The organism is Helicobacter labetoulli, assembly GCF_003670275.1.
Lineage (GTDB): Bacteria > Campylobacterota > Campylobacteria > Campylobacterales > Helicobacteraceae > Helicobacter_C > Helicobacter_C labetoulli.
On the sequence record NZ_QXJF01000017.1, the window covers coordinates 19,126 to 36,030 of the forward strand.

The 16,905-nt window shown below is 36.1% G+C and carries 25 protein-coding genes; 6 read left to right on the forward strand and 19 right to left on the reverse strand.

The annotated features are described in order from the left end of the window. Positions 1-8 precede the first annotated feature (8 nt). From EBF12_RS09065 to EBF12_RS11155, 12 genes are all read right to left on the reverse strand, one after another. Positions 9-1,025, reverse strand: a complete 1,017-nt coding sequence (locus EBF12_RS09065) for a TraE/TraK family type IV conjugative transfer system protein (RefSeq protein ID WP_157979090.1) — start codon at positions 1,023-1,025, stop codon at positions 9-11. Further along, complete coding sequence (locus tag EBF12_RS09070; RefSeq protein ID WP_034586416.1) at positions 1,009-1,344, reverse strand: hypothetical protein; 336 nt, start codon at positions 1,342-1,344, stop codon at positions 1,009-1,011. The genes EBF12_RS09065 and EBF12_RS09070 overlap by 17 nt, the downstream gene beginning before the upstream one ends. Before the next feature lies 1 nt (position 1,345). Further along, a complete protein-coding gene (locus tag EBF12_RS09075; protein WP_121727364.1) occupies positions 1,346-1,681 on the reverse strand; it encodes a hypothetical protein in 336 nt (111 codons plus the stop codon). 150 nt (positions 1,682-1,831) lie between these two features. Continuing rightward, on the reverse strand, positions 1,832-2,725 hold the full coding sequence (locus tag EBF12_RS09080) for a hypothetical protein (protein ID WP_121727365.1): 894 nt from the start codon (positions 2,723-2,725) through the stop codon (positions 1,832-1,834). Beyond that, on the reverse strand, positions 2,709-2,924 hold the full coding sequence (locus EBF12_RS09085) for a hypothetical protein (protein WP_034586424.1): 216 nt from the start codon (positions 2,922-2,924) through the stop codon (positions 2,709-2,711). The genes EBF12_RS09080 and EBF12_RS09085 overlap by 17 nt, the downstream gene beginning before the upstream one ends. Further along, entirely contained in the window at positions 2,917-3,480 is a 564-nt protein-coding gene (locus EBF12_RS09090) for a metal-dependent hydrolase (RefSeq protein WP_121727366.1), read from the reverse strand. The genes EBF12_RS09085 and EBF12_RS09090 overlap by 8 nt, the downstream gene beginning before the upstream one ends. Next, positions 3,481-4,296, reverse strand: coding sequence for an HD domain-containing protein (locus EBF12_RS09095; protein ID WP_034586427.1), 816 nt, complete (start codon positions 4,294-4,296; stop codon positions 3,481-3,483). Continuing rightward, complete coding sequence (locus EBF12_RS09100; RefSeq protein WP_157979091.1) at positions 4,293-4,541, reverse strand: helix-turn-helix transcriptional regulator; 249 nt, start codon at positions 4,539-4,541, stop codon at positions 4,293-4,295. The genes EBF12_RS09095 and EBF12_RS09100 overlap by 4 nt, the downstream gene beginning before the upstream one ends. A 308-nt stretch (positions 4,542-4,849) precedes the next feature. Then, positions 4,850-6,319, reverse strand: coding sequence for a hypothetical protein (locus EBF12_RS09105; RefSeq protein ID WP_157979092.1), 1,470 nt, complete (start codon positions 6,317-6,319; stop codon positions 4,850-4,852). Between the two features lie 414 nt (positions 6,320-6,733). After that, positions 6,734-7,396, reverse strand: coding sequence for a hypothetical protein (locus EBF12_RS12010; protein WP_244196494.1), 663 nt, complete (start codon positions 7,394-7,396; stop codon positions 6,734-6,736). Continuing rightward, positions 7,386-7,754, reverse strand: coding sequence for a hypothetical protein (locus tag EBF12_RS09115; protein WP_121727369.1), 369 nt, complete (start codon positions 7,752-7,754; stop codon positions 7,386-7,388). The genes EBF12_RS12010 and EBF12_RS09115 overlap by 11 nt, the downstream gene beginning before the upstream one ends. A gap of 3 nt (positions 7,755-7,757) precedes the next feature. Continuing rightward, complete coding sequence (locus EBF12_RS11155; protein WP_157979093.1) at positions 7,758-8,267, reverse strand: hypothetical protein; 510 nt, start codon at positions 8,265-8,267, stop codon at positions 7,758-7,760. Between the two features lie 1,130 nt (positions 8,268-9,397). Here EBF12_RS11155 and EBF12_RS09125 point away from each other — a divergent pair. From EBF12_RS09125 to EBF12_RS09150, 6 genes are all read left to right on the forward strand, one after another. Then, positions 9,398-9,799: a hypothetical protein gene (locus EBF12_RS09125; protein WP_121727371.1), complete on the forward strand. Its 402-nt coding sequence runs from the start codon at positions 9,398-9,400 to the stop codon at positions 9,797-9,799. 91 nt (positions 9,800-9,890) lie between these two features. Then, positions 9,891-10,841 (forward strand): ParM/StbA family protein, encoded by a 951-nt coding sequence (locus tag EBF12_RS09130; protein ID WP_121727372.1) that lies wholly within the window; start codon positions 9,891-9,893, stop codon positions 10,839-10,841. A gap of 11 nt (positions 10,842-10,852) precedes the next feature. Then, a complete protein-coding gene (locus EBF12_RS09135) occupies positions 10,853-11,062 on the forward strand; it encodes a hypothetical protein (RefSeq protein ID WP_034586447.1) in 210 nt (69 codons plus the stop codon). Between the two features lie 154 nt (positions 11,063-11,216). Continuing rightward, positions 11,217-11,744 carry a hypothetical protein gene (locus EBF12_RS09140; RefSeq protein ID WP_121727373.1) on the forward strand — a complete coding sequence of 176 codons (528 nt, stop codon included), beginning with the start codon at positions 11,217-11,219 and terminating at the stop codon, positions 11,742-11,744. A 39-nt stretch (positions 11,745-11,783) separates the two neighbouring features. Beyond that, positions 11,784-12,560 (forward strand): hypothetical protein, encoded by a 777-nt coding sequence (locus EBF12_RS09145; protein WP_121727374.1) that lies wholly within the window; start codon positions 11,784-11,786, stop codon positions 12,558-12,560. A gap of 2 nt (positions 12,561-12,562) precedes the next feature. After that, a complete protein-coding gene (locus EBF12_RS09150) occupies positions 12,563-13,297 on the forward strand; it encodes a hypothetical protein (protein WP_121727375.1) in 735 nt (244 codons plus the stop codon). Between the two features lie 34 nt (positions 13,298-13,331). Here EBF12_RS09150 and EBF12_RS09155 read toward each other — a convergent pair whose 3' ends face one another. The 7 genes from EBF12_RS09155 to EBF12_RS09185 all read right to left on the reverse strand — a co-directional run bounded on the left by EBF12_RS09155 (position 13,332) and on the right by EBF12_RS09185 (position 16,754). After that, the gene (locus tag EBF12_RS09155; protein ID WP_121727376.1) at positions 13,332-13,667 is read right to left on the reverse strand and encodes a hypothetical protein; all 336 of its coding nucleotides are present in this window, start codon (positions 13,665-13,667) and stop codon (positions 13,332-13,334) included. Between the two features lie 118 nt (positions 13,668-13,785). Then, positions 13,786-14,412 carry a hypothetical protein gene (locus tag EBF12_RS09160; protein WP_121727377.1) on the reverse strand — a complete coding sequence of 209 codons (627 nt, stop codon included), beginning with the start codon at positions 14,410-14,412 and terminating at the stop codon, positions 13,786-13,788. 2 nt (positions 14,413-14,414) lie between these two features. Beyond that, positions 14,415-14,822, reverse strand: a complete 408-nt coding sequence (locus tag EBF12_RS09165) for a hypothetical protein (RefSeq protein WP_121727378.1) — start codon at positions 14,820-14,822, stop codon at positions 14,415-14,417. An 11-nt stretch (positions 14,823-14,833) separates the two neighbouring features. After that, complete coding sequence (locus tag EBF12_RS09170) at positions 14,834-15,082, reverse strand: hypothetical protein (protein WP_157979094.1); 249 nt, start codon at positions 15,080-15,082, stop codon at positions 14,834-14,836. Between the two features lie 58 nt (positions 15,083-15,140). Continuing rightward, positions 15,141-15,467 carry a hypothetical protein gene (locus EBF12_RS09175; protein WP_121727380.1) on the reverse strand — a complete coding sequence of 109 codons (327 nt, stop codon included), beginning with the start codon at positions 15,465-15,467 and terminating at the stop codon, positions 15,141-15,143. Between the two features lie 82 nt (positions 15,468-15,549). Next, a complete protein-coding gene (locus EBF12_RS09180) occupies positions 15,550-15,972 on the reverse strand; it encodes a Panacea domain-containing protein (protein WP_121727381.1) in 423 nt (140 codons plus the stop codon). Then, on the reverse strand, positions 15,969-16,754 hold the full coding sequence (locus EBF12_RS09185; protein ID WP_121727382.1) for a hypothetical protein: 786 nt from the start codon (positions 16,752-16,754) through the stop codon (positions 15,969-15,971). Before EBF12_RS09185 ends, EBF12_RS09180 begins: the two co-directional genes overlap by 4 nt. Between the last annotated feature and the right edge of the window lie 151 nt (positions 16,755-16,905).

The window sequence follows — 16,905 nt, forward strand, 5'->3', positions numbered from 1 at the left end:
ATTCCAGCCTAGTTTGCAGGCTGTTGTTGTGTGTTTTGATTTTCTTGAGGTGTTACTTTAGCATTATCTCCTTGCTGTTGCAAGTGAGAATTTTCCTGTGTATTTTGTTGTGTCTCTTGAGTTTGAGGCTGATTTGGAGTTTGTCCGCTAGGGTTTTGCTCTGCCCCTTCTTGTGGCTTAGTATTATCTCCTACACCCGAAAGAATATAATCTGCATCAAGGAGTTTTTCCTTTTTCTTTTGGATTCTCTCTTTTTCAAATTCAGCCTTCTCTTTTACACCTTCCTCAAGATTCTCCCTTTGAATGACCCTATTGTCAATATCTTGATCGTTGAGTTCTTGTTGAGCTTTTCTTGCTGTAGCATCAGGATCTTTATCCTCAATGACTTTTTCTTCCTCTGTAAGATGATGAATACTATCATTGTTTAAGCAGTCTGTGCTTATAGAATCTTGATAAATTTTGTAATCACTAATATAGAAGCCAAACTTGTAAAAGCACTTCTTAGTGATTTTGGTAATATTGCTAATACTTTGTGTGGCATAGCCATTGTAAGTTACCGTGGCTACAGAACCTCCGTTCTTTAGCTCCACAATTACTTCATTATCATCATATCTAAAGGTTTGGGTGATGTTGTTTGTGATAACAGCTGTCAAGTAGTTATCAAAATCAGCCTTCCTTTGCAGATATGTATTCTTCTCAAATATTTCAGATGATTTTGCAAGGTTCTCTTTAATTGTGCTTGGCGTAAAGCTAGCAAATCTAGCCAACACAAAGTCTCCCCATACTCTATAATAAAGTGGATCTGCTCTCATTTTGGCTACTTCAAATTCGCCATAAGGAGGCATCATAATATGAGATGTGCGCTCGCTAGATAGGCTGAAATACCCAAAAGTCAGAATCAATAACAATATCAAGACTACACCTACAAAAATTTGCAATAGCCTATTATTCAACAAAAGTCTATCTACTTGATCTATGGCATCTTTGCCGATAGTTCCATATTCGTTGTCAATCCCTAAACTCATTTTCATATCCTTCTGGTAAAAAATCTTTTGGCAGTCCTTCTTCCCCTTCATATTTTGGGTAGCGATAGTTCTTTACATAGCACCAGTGCGTAAAGAAACCACGCTTAAAACGCTCTTTGTAATAGACATACACATAGGTAACTAGACCTCCTACTCCTAATCCTACCATAAATGCCTCTCCGCCCATACCAAGAAGGGCGAAGGTAATTACGGTGACTCCAAAAGAGCCTACGGCAATGAATAGGTTGTCTGCCTCAACAGCAGCAATAAGCCGCTGTCTGTGTATTCTATCAGGGAACTCTATGATTCTCTCTGACATACTATTGCCCTACGCTTGTGGTTGGACGATATGAGCTTGCCCAGTCGCTGATAGGTTTCAAGAAACTTGGGAAGAAGAATACACCAGCTGTCGCACAAATTCCAGTGATGACTGTCGGCATCCAAGGAAGTCCTCCAAAGATGATACCCAAAATGAAAGTCATCCACATAACCCCAAGAATAACCCAAGCAACATATTTTTGCAAAATATCAAAGAATGCTGCCTTGATAAATTCAAATGGGTTTTCTCCTGCTGCAAATGCAACTGCCGCTGTTAATACGCACATTAAGAGAATTAATCGTCCCAACATGCTGTTTTCTTTTGCTTCTAAAGTCATAATAACTCCTTGTATAAAGTATTTTTTAGCCTTATTGGCACTTTCTCCGTCAATGAGACAGAACCTACCCACATATTGCCCTTATCTTAGGCAAAAGCCTAAAGTCTCTTTTATTGCTACACACCGCACCTCCTATCTTATGTTTTCTATTTATATTTCACCATCAAGAGCTTTAATCGCAGCATCAGCTCTATCGTATTGAGCTTTGATTGCGATAACATTTCTGTGTTGCTCTTTGGTGAATTTCTTAAACGCCCATCTTGCAAAAAGTGCATAAGTTACAAGCATAATGATTGCCACACCCGTTGTATGGAACAAGGCTGCTTCAAAGTTAGCTGGGCTAATTGCCAAGAAACCTTTTGTCATTTTCTTGATTGCAAGCAATGGCTCATACAAGAAACCTTGCCAAGAGGCGAATGTGCTTTCAAGCAACACTAAAATAATGACACTAAATACAAGGTAAAACTCTACCACACGCCAACCAGCTATAACTTGCCCATAAAATTGCTTTGTTTTTGGTTGTTTCTCATCTGGAATGACAAATTGTTTCATTCCATATACGACATACGCATAGAAAAATAGAGAAGCATACGCCAAGAATAAGCTTACTGGGTAGAAACCTCCTACTTGCACTTGCCTTATACTTGCAAGCAAGAACAAACCAAAAGCTATACAATACACTAGGCTTGCGTATGCAATACCTTTTCCTACAATCTTAAAAATCTTGAATGGAAGCATACGATACTCAGATTCCGTTACATCTATTGTTTTTTGTTCTGTGAAAGCTGTCCCACTCGCATAGATTGATTGCAATTCATCTTGCAACTCTTGGACATCCGAAAAGATAGGATATTTATCCTTCTTTTCAGGCTCTCTTTGCACTGGCTGCCTTCCTCCTTGATGATTTTTGAGATGCCACATAGACTCTCGTTCATTGCTGGCGTTTTGATATTCGCCTTGCCACATTGTCCTATTGTGAGCTTGCTTTGAGCTCCAATGGGTGCCTGTATTGCCATTGCCGGTATTATTATTGTTCCCGAACATTTTTAACTCCTTCTTTGAAAATGGTTTCAGCCCTTTGAGTTGCTTCAAGACAAACTTCTCTCAAGGCTTGCCTCAAAAGCTCCTTCTTCTCTGGACTTAATCTTTTTCTTACGATTTTCTTCTCTATGTTTATGGCTAGGGCATAAAATTGTAGTGCCTCTTGTGTTGTTAAAAAACTTTCTTTGTATTTATTAGCCATTTATAAACCTCCAAAACTGAGCAAATATCCACTCTCCGTATTTGTCCCATATAATTAAGCCCAGAAGTGCTAGCAAAGTAGGCAGCACAAAAAGCATTTCTACCTTGCCTCCAGTTCTAAATCTAAAAGGTTGAGGCAACAAAACAGCCTTGAGATTTTTAAATGGACCATAGGCTAATGGAAAGAAGTATTTGGGGATACCACTTTTAGTCACCATATCGCCTATTTGGTGCATAAGTATCCCAAAACAAAAAGCGTATATAAAAAATACGAGATTTGGAAAGAAATATACACCCAAAAAGCAAAGTATAGCTGGAAAAGCTAAAAAGTGGGTAAAGCCTCTGTGCCCAAAGAGCATAGAAACAATATGAGAGAAGCCCGGCATCCTTTTGCCTATATAGCTATTTGGCTCATCTATGTCTGGGAATATAGAACCTAATGCAATAAGTGGCAATACAGCAATAATGTCACTTTCTTTGTATGGCACAAAATTAGGCATATATGTCAATGCAAAGCCACCAATAAGCCCTAATGTAATATGAGAACGAAATGTCATTTACGCTCCTTGCTCTGCGTTTTCTTTGTCTTGGAGTATGCTTTTTATTTCTTGCTCCCTGTTTGCCTCTTCTTTGGCTATCCTAATATTCTCATTTACTATTTTAAGCTCTTCGTCTCGTGCAATGTTGTCGCACTTGTTGAGCATATCAATGTATTCGTTTCGAACAGGCTCTGCTGATACATTAGCCTCAACATTGGGTGCGTGATGAAAGAATAAGGCATATTCCAAAGCACTGATAAGATCATCTCCGTATCGGTTCATACTTCTCATAACAAGCCCAAGGTATCTTGCGCTAATTTGATTATGCTTCTCTTTCTTGCCTTCAGATGCAAGATCTATTACCTCTGGATTTTTTCCAAAATCGTGAGCCAGAGCTAATATGGCTACATGCTCCATAAAACGATCAGGATAATCTTGTCCTTCTTTACACGCTACCATAAAAACACGAGCCGTGTGGGACAAGAGGTTGATGGTTCTAAGTTTATCATATCTATTTTTAAAACTTGTATATTGCGGCTCATAAGATTGAGGCACAGAGGAGGTCTCTTCAAACTTAAATCTCTCCAAGTCTTTCATTAATAAGGCAACAACCGCATCTAACTCTCTATTTTTGAAGCGTTTTCTATATACTTCGTAAAATAAGGTTTCAATTCTCTTGTCAGCAAAGGTTATTTTGTCTTGCTGTTCGTTAATATTTTTTAGGAGCAATTTTTTTCGCCTTACTCTTGTTATCTCTTGAAGCACTTTAATATTCTTATAGAGAATCTCAAAATAGCTCTCGCTTCTCTTTTTGAATATTTTAACAATGTTCATATAGAAATCCCATTGTTGGTGAAAATCTGTTCTACTTCACTTCTTTTATAATAAATAATTCTTGGAGTAAGAACATATTTGGTAATATTGTTCCTTTTTAGGATTTCTCTTGCAGTGGGATAAGACACACCTAGAATCTTGGCAACTTCTGCCATTCGTATAAACATGCCCTCTTTTGATTCTTCTTGAGCTTCGTTCTGCTGACTTTCTTGTCTCTGGTCTATTGTGTTTGTGGCACTATTCATAAGTCGCTCCTTTTTAGATAAACTTTGTTTTTTGTCTGTGTTTGTGTCTTGCATTTTTCAAAAAAAAAGTAAAAACAATCCACACACAAGGGTATTTGAACCAGTTTCAACGGTTAAAATCATTGTTTGTCGTATTTCAAAATCGCAAAAAAACGCTTGCCATAAAATATAGGACAAATGTCTTGCTCCATACACACAAATGAGTGGTTATCAAGCGAATCAAACAATAAAAAAACAAAGAAAATTAGATGTAATCTTCGGTTATATTACTAAAGTTGCGTTAATGGTTGTTATAAATAGGCAAAAAATCATTGTGAAATATTCAAGTCTGAGATAGATCTGATTTTTAAGCCTATAAGCCTTTCAGGATCAAAATACTCATTCAGCACATTAAGCTCAAGTCTAATATTATATCTACCTTCTAATTTTCCCCAGTATTGTTTCTCTCGCGCAGAATCTTGAGGTTTGCCAAGTTTGGAGAAGAAACTCTTTTTAAATAGAACCATTGAGTTCTTTTTATCTATAAACACCTCCTTATTCTCAATATCCTCTTTTGTGCAATGTTTCATTACAAATGTAGCTGCATAATCTTCTTGTGCCTCTCTGACTTCTTCTTTTTCAATTTTAGGTGCCTCAACCTTTGATTTTGGTTGTTCTGTTTTTACCACAGGTTTTTCTATCTCAAAATCATCAGCCTTGAGTTCAAATGCTTGAGACTCTTTTTTCTCTGTATTTTTTTTATTCTCAACGCTCTTGTTTTGAGTTTTGGGTTTTTGAGATTCTTTTAGTGCTGCTTTCATCATTTTTGCATTCTTTTGTTTTTCCTTTTTTTGCTCTGGTTCTTTGCCTATAAAATCTACATCAAAATCACTGACATCTAGGTTATTTAAATTTGCTATTGCTTCTGGCATTTCTATAACTTCAATTCCGTCTCCTTTTTGACTTATATTTGTCGGATCTTTTTTAGCTTGTTTTTCTCCGCTATTTTTGAAGCGCAAACTCATCTTCAAATCTTTAGCCGAATGCGCCTTCTTTTCTTCTCTGATTTTAGCTTCAGCTTCTTTGGCATTTTCTAGTCTTTCTTTTTGCGTTAAATTTGTTCTCTCTTCAGTATTGGGTTTAGCCCCTGAATTTTTGTGTCCCTCGGCATTCATTTGTTTGCTCCAGCTTTCATACCTATTACCATCACTTTTGACACCATTTTGTGAAGGTGTTTTTGCAGGTATGTTTTTTGGTGCAAAATTAGACATATCATTTCTCTGCATTTTTTTAAGGGCTTCTTCCTGTTCTTTGTGTATATCTTTAAACGAGGCAATATTTCCATCATCATCAAATATTATTTTAGCCCTGCCCCCTGTCATACGCTCAACAATCTGTTCCGGAGTTTCTAGTTGTTTCTGCTCTTTTTCTTCTTCAATTTCTGTATCAACAATTACGGCTTCTCTTTCATCAATTTGTTTTTTTACTTTTTCAAATTTAATTTTTCCATCCTCTGCTGCAAAGTAATTATACTTGTCGTAGTTTTGAATTACAAAAATTGCCTGTGAAAGACTTAGCCTCACAGGCTTGTCTTTTTGAATCTCCTCTTCAATTCTGGCAAGTTTGTATGCTGCCGCTAACAATCTTGCTTTATTCCAAAGTGCAAAAAAGCCCTTCTGCTTGAAGTCTAAACTGCTTGGTGTGGCTATTTTCCCGCTTACTATCTCAAGCTTCCGCTTCTTTTTCTTGATACCAAGTAGGACAGCGAGTGAAAATAAAATACCCCGTAAAAACTTCAAAAATAGCCATAAAATCAAAAAACTCACAAAAAGTAATACCCCACATAGGAAAATCTTCTCAAAGCTGTTTAAAGTGGCAAAAAAATGCAAAAAATCAAAAATCGGCTTTTCAAGTGATTCTAATCCCAGAGATTCTAAATGCTCTTTTGTGAAATTTGCAATTTTGGCAATTTGATTTTCCATTTCGGATTCCTTTTGAAAATTTTGATTTTAACTCGTGAGAAATTTTTTTGCTCACTGAAAAAAAATGGCAAGTTCTGGGTTTATTTCATAAACCACACGACTTAAAGACATAGCAACTTAACAACTTAACAACATAGCAACTTAAAGACATAACAACTTACAAACTTAGAGACTTAACAACTTAGAGACTTAGAGAATAGTCTATATATAGACTTATATAGAAGGGCACTCTTAAATAATCTTATACAAAGGTGCTGGAATCCTCTTAGCTTTCTTCCAAAATTCTCTGCAACTTGATGCCCCATAAGCCTTTTGTTCAAAGTCAAATTCTCTATTTAAAAAATACTCCAAACTAGCCATAAGCTCCTTGTAATCCTCTCTTTTCCAAAACATAAACCCTAAAGCCTCTTCTCTTAGCGTTAATGCCGCCATTTGAAATGCTTCTTTTGTATCTCTATTCTCATACACAATGGGCTTATAGAAAGATTGCCCTATATGCCTTGCAGTATTCACTGAGGCTAAATCAAGCGTCTCAAGTATGACATTCAGGCAGATAGGCGATAACACCCTTCTCCCTCGTGCTATTCCTCCCTTTAAAGCAAACTCCATAACGAACTCTTGTCTAGTCAATGCTGTGAAATTCAGCGACAATGCCTCAATAAACAAGTTATACTCCACATTATACGCATCATACACCCCTGCGTGTATAATCATAGGCACAATATCAGGGAACTCTTCATCCTTTTTCAAGCACACATTGTTGATATACACCAACGCGTTAAACATTGTGTCCTCAATTCTCTCCTTCAAAAAAAGCCTAGTTACATCTAGCACGCCCCTATACTCAAGCAACTCCACCTCTTTATGCTTTAGCATTTTTGCCTTATTCTCCATTCTTCACTCCTTGCTCTTTATGCTCTCCTGCACCTTGGCTCACTTTCTCTTTAGGGGCAGGTTCTTTAACCTCAGCTTCTTTAGCTTCAGCACGCCTTGTCACGCCACAAAAACTCTCAATCTTCTTCCTAGCCTTAAGCTCATCTGCAAACTCCACAATAAGTCGCATAAAGCTCTTTGCTTCCTTTGTGTCAAGTAAAGCACTCCAGCCGATTTCTCCAACCAAATACTTTAACGCTCCATACACCTCCATAGGCAACAACAATGTGTCCTTAAACACCGAAAATCGCCTATGGCTTTTCTCTTTGCTAACCTGTCCTATAAGGCTTTCTATTCGCCTTTTATTAGCTCTAGCCATTTACTACCTCCAAATAACTCTAAAACCTAATCTGCTCTGAGTGACTTTTGCCACAACCGCCACGAATCTTCCCATTCTTTTGTTCTTTAACTGAATATGCACCTCCTTTTTGTTTAGGTCAATATCTAGGATTCTATAAGCAAAATCTTCCCTTTTAAAAAGCTCTTCTTCTGCAGTTTTTAGCAATAATCTCTCAACAAAAACATCAAAAATCTCCTTAAATTCAAGCTTAATTATGCCACTATCTCGCCTTGTTCCTTCTACTAAAAACATTCCATTTTCTGCCCTTACATCCCTTATTTTAACCAAAAAATTGTGTCCTTTTTCAATAACATCATCATCAAAAAACGACAAAATAGGCACATAAATCTTCAAATTTCCCACTCTTTCTCCATTTTTTGTAAGCGAAAGAAGCACACTTTCTTCTTCAATTTCAACTATTGTAGCTCGTATATAACTACTTCCTAAAGCATTTATAAATATCTTTTTTCGCATATCTTTGTTCTTTCTCATTACCCTTTGTTTATGCTTTTTTAAATACCTAGCAAGTATTATTTTTATCTGTTTTAAGTCTTTTTGGCTCGGTTTAAAAAAGCGTAAAGCAGTCCCATAATCCCTTACTTTGTCAATTTTTTTCCTATCAACATAAGCAATATGTTGCTTGTAAATATCAAAAAATATAATCTTTCTTTGCGTATAATATTCCTTTAAAGAGCGTAAAAGAAGTTTGTAAAAAACGCGCTCTTTAATATTATACTCTTCGCACAAATCGCTCATATCCTTTAAATCAAGCATAGCTATCTCCTTGCATTTTATTAACAACAACAAAAGTGCAAAAATGGCATAAATAACCACTTAAAACACAAATTATAATCAGAATCTAATCGTTTATTTAACCGCTTATTTTTGGGTTAATTTGCAGAATAAAAACCCACATATTAATCACTTATCATTAACAAAAGATAACGAGATTGTTCTTTTATTTAAAGCTTTATTTTGACCTATGGCTTGACATTGTTACCATAAAATCATACTATTCAAAAGTCGTTTAGACAATCAAAAAAATGCTTTTCTTGTTACAGAATAAATGGAGAAACAACCATTTATAATACCTAAAATAAGGCGTTATAGCCAAAGGTTTTAACCTTGTAGCCATAATGCAGGTAGCACTTATATTATACTTAGGGCGTATTTATGTATCACATATCTCGCACTTATATATCATATAAGTATCACTTAAAGCGTTCTTTGCGATAAACTAAACCACTTGGGAGACTTATGTATCATATAAGTATCACTTGTCTAACACATAAGTAGCACTTAAGTCGCACTTAGATTTCTTGGTATAATGCAAGTAGCACATAAGTATCACTTATCTTACACTTATGTATCATATAAGTATCACTTATGTCGCACCTAAAAATATGCCATTTTTTCTCCTTTTATAAGGAAAATGACAAGTCGCACTTAAGTCGCATTTATGTATCACTTATGTCACACATAAGTCGCATTTATTTTTTTGAAATGTCTGTTGTTTATTTGCAAAAATGAAATTTTGCTCTTTTTTTGGTAGCACTCCCTTCTATGCCTATATATATGTATAGAAAATAAGAGTGCATACCTTTATATATAAAGGAGGAATCTTGAAATGTAGCATAACATTACATGGCATTCTTGAAGATTTTGCACGCAATCTTAACCCTAAAACACGCTCTCTTGTTATAAGGGAAGTGCTCTATTGGGCGTTAAGTGACACGAATAGAGATAGGCTCTTTAATGTGTTGAGAAAATTTGAATCGCAAGATAAGGTTGAAAAGATTATTTCTCTTTTGCCAGAACCTAGCGATACACCAAACTATTTACCACATAAGCCTATAGATGAGGTTAAAAGGCAAACGCCAAAGGCTGTCCAAAAGCCAAAAGTAGCACAATCACAAGAAAAGCCACAAGTGGAAACTACACATATCAAGGCTGAATCTACTTATAGTGAAGAAGGCATTGCTTCACTAGAGGAGATACGCAATGAATTTGATATGACAAAGTAGCAGAAAAAGAGGTTAGTGTTGCATAAGCAACTCTTTGCATACACCTTATACATTATATATAAGGACAATTTTACAATAAAGGATGAAAAAAATGAAATTAGGAATAGACACAGGTTTTGGACACACAAAATATTGTTTCAAAGATAAAAATGGTAAAATGGTGCTTAAGAAATTCCCTAGCGTTGTTGCTATCTGTCCTGATGACATACAGGCTGATGACAATGTTGCTGTGATGAATGGCAAGGGGTATTTCGTAAGCTCTTTGGCGCTCAACTCTGACCCAAGGTTTATAAAAGAAGTTACAAGTTACCAAGATTTAGAGCTGTATGCTCCATTGTTTTTACACGAGATTTTTACAAAAGAAGGTTTAAAGCCTGAAGACATTGAAGAAGTATGTGTCGGTTTAGCCCCAACACATAAGCAACACGCTCAAAGCTTCCAAAAAGCACTTGAGAGCTTTAATGTGAATGGAATAGATTACAAGCAAAAAGTAACCGTAATTCCACAAGGCGTAGGAGCTGTCAAAGCTTTGCAAGACTTTTTGAGCAACAAAGATAAAGAGCCTGATAACTATATTGTTGCGGATTTAGGGTTTAATACGCTTGATATTGTTTTGGTATTTGACAAGGAAATTCAAAAATCACGCCTTAACCAAGCTAACTCGTTTGAGAAAAAGGGGGTGATTTTAATTGCTGAGGCTATGCAAAAACATATCAAAGCAACCTATAATCGCAACATTACAAATAAAGAAGCCTTAAAAATCATCATTGATGAAAGCTATAAGCTAAGAGGGGAAGTATTTGACCTTTCTTCTTTTGTCAGCGATTTGAAAAAGGAATACACCAAAGATATAATGGAGTTTTTGGAATCTAAATACTCTAATGAAATTGACAAGCTTGATGCTTTTGTCTTTGTTGGTGGTGGTGGTTATTTTGTGGATAAGAAATATACTCCACATACAATGACTTTTAACAACTCTGAATATTATAACGCGATTGGTAACTTATTAACCATAACGCCAAAGACTGAAACCAAAAAATAGGAGGTATATATATGTTTGAAGAAGATCTCTTTTCTAAAATCCTAGACAGAAATGCAGGAGATATATTCTCTATTCTCAAGTTGCTTGAAGAGGATGTAATCTCTGCATACGACCAGCATAATGAGCTTGCTCTTGCAAATGCTCTCTCAGGGATTAGAAAAATCCGCAGACTTCTCAATGAAGTGCTGATGGAAAAATCACTCTCTGATGAGATTTTCTAAGAGAAGAACCTGAATAAAAGGAGGTGTGTTATGGTTTAAAAAGAGCATAATAGGCAAATGATACTATGCCTTTGGGAAAGGTTAAAAGTTTCAATCCCCACAAGAGTGGGAAGACAGATAGGTTAAATTACAGATACACATTAAAGGATAAACAATGGCAAAAGCTAAAACTACAGCTACTGAAGAAGTAGCAACAACAGAAAACACAGAAGCAACAGAAGCAACAACAGCAGAAGCTCAAACAGCTAAAACAAATGCAAAAGCAGGCAGAAGACAAGCTGCAGCAACTCAAAGAAAAGCATTTTTTGAGCGCAGAGCAAGAGAACACAAAGCTACAACTAGAGATTTGCTCTCATATTTGGGAACAACACCGCGTAACTTTATAGACGCAAATCGCCAACAAAGATTTGCCTTGTTAAGCCACCTCATCTTACAAAACATCAATAACATTGATTATGTAAGCATTGTTGTGGGTGATGATTTTACGCGCCGAAGCTCTCAGGTATTAAGAAATATCTATTCATCAAGCAAAGAAGCAAACTTTGCAATACTCGCTGGTGGGGAAAAAGGCACTGAAGCTATTGAAGCAAGTAAAAAGATTGAGGATTTAAAAGCCGAAGCGATTAAAACTCTCAATCAGCTTAATAGTCAAATCAGTCAAATTGCCAGCAAATTTGCCTAAACTCTCTTCCCCTTGTAAAAGGGGAGAAAGGACAATAAAGTGAAGAAGTTATCATTATCGGTTATCCTAATCTTATCTATCTCATCAACATTGCTAAGTGCTTCTGAAGTTAAACAAGCCTTTGAAGCTATTCAAACCAACGCGGATGCAAGTAATGCAACTCGGACTCAGCCAGAAGTTGGGCTTAGTGATAACGCACCCGATGAGTTGGTGGAGCAACAACTTCAAAATAATCAAGCTCCGGCAAACTCTAGCAATGATGTAAAGGAAAACGAGGCTAATGAAAAGATAAATGAGCCAAATCTTCCTTTGCAAGAAAAAGATTTAGAGGCAGATGAGCCACAAGCTCAAGAGCCTCAAACAAATCAAGCTAATGAGACGAAAACAAATGAGCCACAACAAGCTCAAACTAACGAAGAAAATAAACCTGAGCCTGAGGTAAAAGAAGAATCTCAGGCGGTGCAGGAGCAACCAAAACAAGAAGAGACTCAAACACAGCAAGAGCAACCAAAACAAGAAGAATCTCAGGCAGTGCAAGAGCCAAATAATCAAGAGGTTGCACCACAACAAACCACACAAGAGTCAGCAGAACAGCCTACTGCTGAAAAAAAGGCTGAGGACGAGATTAGCGTTAGCTCTAAAATTCGTTTTCTAAGGGAGAAAAATCAAAAACAAGAAGATACCCTAGAAAAAGAACAAAGACAAAAAGAAGATGATGCTAATCTCACATCTGCGGAGAGAATGGATAAAAAGCTCCAAGAGAGCCTTGATAACATTCAAGAAATCCTAGATGAAAAACAAAAACAAAAGGAGTAAAAATGAAAAAGAAAACATTAAGTAGCGTTCTAACCTGTGTTGCAGTAGGTGCTGTCGGTTTTAGTCTTATGGGTGCAAGCAATCCTATAGAGAAGCTTGTAAAGGAGAAAACAGGAGCTGATGTAAAGATTGTAAAGCAAGTCCCGCTTAATCAGCTTAAAGATATGCAGGTTGTGATTTTAGAATCAGGCAATCAGCGTGTGCCTTTCCTTGCGGATAAAAATGGCACTACGCTTATCGGTGCTGATTCTAGCTTTTTAACTTCAAATGACAATCTGCTTCTTACTTTGCAGAAAACGGTGCAAGAAACAGATGCTTACAATAATCGCAGTAAGAGCGATAAGCTTCTTGCCACAATCAAGCAGAAAAACTACCCTGTAGTTACACTGAAAAGCCCAGCAAAAACAAACAAAACGCTCTATATTGTCTCAGACCCAAATTGTCCTTATTGCCAAGACGAGTTAGGACGAGTTGAAGGACATTTAAGAGATAAGAATGTTAAAATGATTGTTGTGGGACTATTGAGCGAGGATTCTTTATATAAAGCCTCTGATTTATACACTCAAATCAAAACCGCACAAACAAATCAAGCAAAAATCAATATCTTGCGTAAAATCTACTCTGGCAACTATCAAGCTAGTGGCTCACAACCTAGTAGAGATGCTTTAGGTATTGCTGAAGCTGTAAGAGATAGTGGCATTACTTCTGTTCCTTACAAGTTTGAAGTTACAGAATAGTAGCCTTTTTGATGGGGTTTAACCCCATTCTCTCTTAGAACAATGCGGCTTGGTATCCTTGCCCACCACTAAATTTTACCTTAAATACTCCGCTTTCAATGCTTTCTCTAACTTCATTCAAATATTCTTGTGGCACATTTACTCCAGCACATCTTGCCGCCCACATAAAATCAGGCATTTTAAGAGTATTGAAGTTTTCTAAAAACTCCTTAGATTGAGTTTGTCTCCACTTAGCTTCTCTGCGTTGGAATTTTCTATCAATGCTTCTTACTTCGCTCATCAATACTTCCAACTTAGCATTCACTACTCGTTGAAGTCCTTGTTGGATTTGTTTTACAAGGCTGATTGTTTCTTGGCTCAATACTTTCATTTTGATCCTTTGCGTTGGTTTGTATGTGCGTATTATAGGGAGATTCGGGGTTTGTTTCAAATGAGATTTTGCTATCAAAGAAAGAGTTGCAAAAGAGCATTTCTCCTTTGATAGAATACTAGTTTGTTTGTTTTAGCCTATTATAATTCTCCGTAAGCGCTTCTGCTTTTCTTTCTTCAAGAGATCGCAAGGCTTCTTTCTCTTTGTCTTTGTTTTTTTCCTTTGCAAGAAACCTGTCAAACAATATCTTACAGATTTCCCCCTTAAATTCTTTGTCAAAACAAATTCTTAGCTCATCGGGAGCATCATCAAGATATTTTATAATGAGATTGTTTTGAAACACTATATCTTGGAGCACCTTTCTTTCACTAGCTTTCAACAATTCCATTCTTGCGCCCCATCCATACGCTTTATTGGCATCTATGACAACATTTCCAGCACTAACTGTTATCACAAGCATTAGAGCTAATGTAGATAATGTATCGACACCTTGGATAATATTCTCTCTCAACCTAAAAAAGATAAGTAACAACACAAGAGATAGTCCGCCATAAGCAATACGATTTAGTAATCTGTCATACTCTATCATAAACAACACAAATTCTATGTTTGTGTTGTCCTCATAAGAGAATTTAGCAATAATCTTAAGAACTAATACTCCACAGGCAAGGAGCATTGCAATTACAGCCATAAGTGTTAAAAAGATTTTTAACACTCTTTCTTTGTTCTGTGCTTTTTCTGTCATCTTTACTCTCCTTTTAGAGTGTTTAACGCAAGGCTATCTACTAGCGACATTATCCTTTCAATCTCTTTCTTTTTCATAGCTCCTAGCTCATAAGTAAGTCTTATGAAAATCTCCATACGCAAAGGGTTATAATGTTTTTGCTCGCTCCCTCTTAAAAATTCCCTTTCCACAATGTTAAACTCATCATCTATGATGTATGTCCCATTATCGCCATTATCTTTATCTGCTTCTCCATACTCTATTTCTTCGCCATCAAAAACCTTAGCTGATACTTCCACAAGCCCATCAAAGCCTTTGCCTAAATCCCTTGCGACATTGAGTAAGGGCTCAATAGAATCTCTTCCACCATTCCAATGTTGGTAAATCGCTCTTGTTTTTTCTTTGTTTGTAATGACACATCGGTTTCCCATTTTACTCCTTTTTAGTAAAGCCTCTCAATAAAGCAGCCTGTTTCTTCATTCCAATAAACAAACTCTTCCTTATCAAGCCCTTTAATGCGTTTAGCTTCGCTTTCTTCTAACTCTTCTAGAAAACCATAGCTTCCGCCTACATAGATATTGTCTGTAATATAAGCCAAACCATTATCCAAAGGCAAACCGCATTCAGCAAAGAAGTTCTCTAACGCTTTGGCAATTTCATCATCAAACTCCCAGCCCATTCGTCTCTCCATATAGCCCAAAGCCTCATCAAAAAGCTATAGGCTTTTTGGTTATAATTTTCAAATACGCCTACATAAAGAGATTAGCGAGTTCTTTGCAGATAAGATCAGTGATTCTTTGGATAAGCTCTTTTTCATTAGCATAGCTTTCTCTGCCTATTTCTTCTCTGCTGGAGAGCATAAACTGATTATGTTCTTTTGTAGAATCTGCTAAATCATCATATTCTACACTAAACAACACCAAATCGTATATTTTTGAGTGCGTATCAATGAATATGTAGAGATCTATACCGCCTACATTGTGGATAAAAATGTGCTCTTTGTTTTGAGCTTGGATTGTATCATTAACAACCTCTTTAATTTTGGACTCAACTTGTTTTTTGTATGTGTTTAACATTTGCACTCCTTTAATCTTTATATGGGCGTATTATAGGCTTTTCGGCTATGATTTTCCAATGAGATTTTTGAACTAAGAAAAGCTATAGCGATAATGTGAAGCTTTCTTTCTTTATCAGCTCTCGTGGTATTACGCCTTTTTTCTTTTTAGAATATGTTATATCCCAAGCTCCGCCTTTTGCGTGAAGCATACCCACCCAATCCCAATAATTGTAGTTTGATAGTTTAGATAACACAAAATCCACTCTTTGCTTAATAGAATCCTCTATCTCTATGTTTTCATTTGCCCTATCTATGCTGTTTGCTCCATAGTCTCTGTAAAACAAATACACATCATAAACAATCGCTCCAAACTGCCACGCTTCAAAGTCTTTGTCTAAAAGATATTCTCCTGTGTCTTTGTAGTGTTTTAGCACCACAAAGTATAGAATCTTTTGAAGTTCAAGGTTTGAAATGCCTTTACTTGAACGATTGATTATGTATTGAGCTAAATCCTGTGTTTTCATACATCTACACCATCAGCGTTATCTTTGTATCCAGCAATTTCCTTCAATTTAGAACTCATTTTTTGTTTCCAATCTTTTTCAACATTGAGCATCCTATTAGCTTTTAGTATCTCGCTAATCTTTTTGATTGCACCTTCCCGTGTTTTATATGTCTTATAAAACAAAGTTTCACCTTTTGCCCCGCTTCTGTTAAAACATATCCTATTTTCATCTTTATGGAAATGTGCTTTTTCCAGAGATACCTCGACCCAATAAGATGAAATCTCGCCATTTTCTCTTTTTACACCAAAAGACAACAATCCACCATAAGCTAACTGCCAAATATCAAAGAATAATGGACAATCCTTTAAATCTTTTAACCTTCTTTCAAAGTTTAATAGACTATGTTCTTTTTGGAGAATATCAAAAAATTCTTCATTAGCCTTAAGCATCCCCAATACAATATCTTTGTTTTCTTCAATGTATTGGTAAAGAATCTCATAATAGATATGTAAAAAATCATCATCATTATAACCTCGCCTTTTGGAAATCATTGCTTTTGTGGTATCAAATATTGTGTTTAATAAAATATCAATATAAACAGTGTCCTTTTGGATAGAATATTTTTTTATGATTTCACGAAATTTCTTGTATCGTTCAAGCCTCGCTTCTTGTTTTGAAACAGAGCTACCATACAAAGCGTTAAACCAGAGAGATTCGCCTCCATGCAATTTCACACTAAGTTTGTCTTCTCTTTCCTTTTTAGCCTCATCTATTTTTAGGCTTTCAATGTATTTGTCCATTTTGTGCTCCCTTTAATGTTTGTATAGGCGTATTGTATGGAAACTAAAAGATGTTTTCAAATGGTTATTTAGAGCAGCTCAATATTCTTGTTTGCTTTAATGGCTTTTTTTGGTTTTTTTACAATGTATTGAGCTAAGTCCTGTGCTCTCC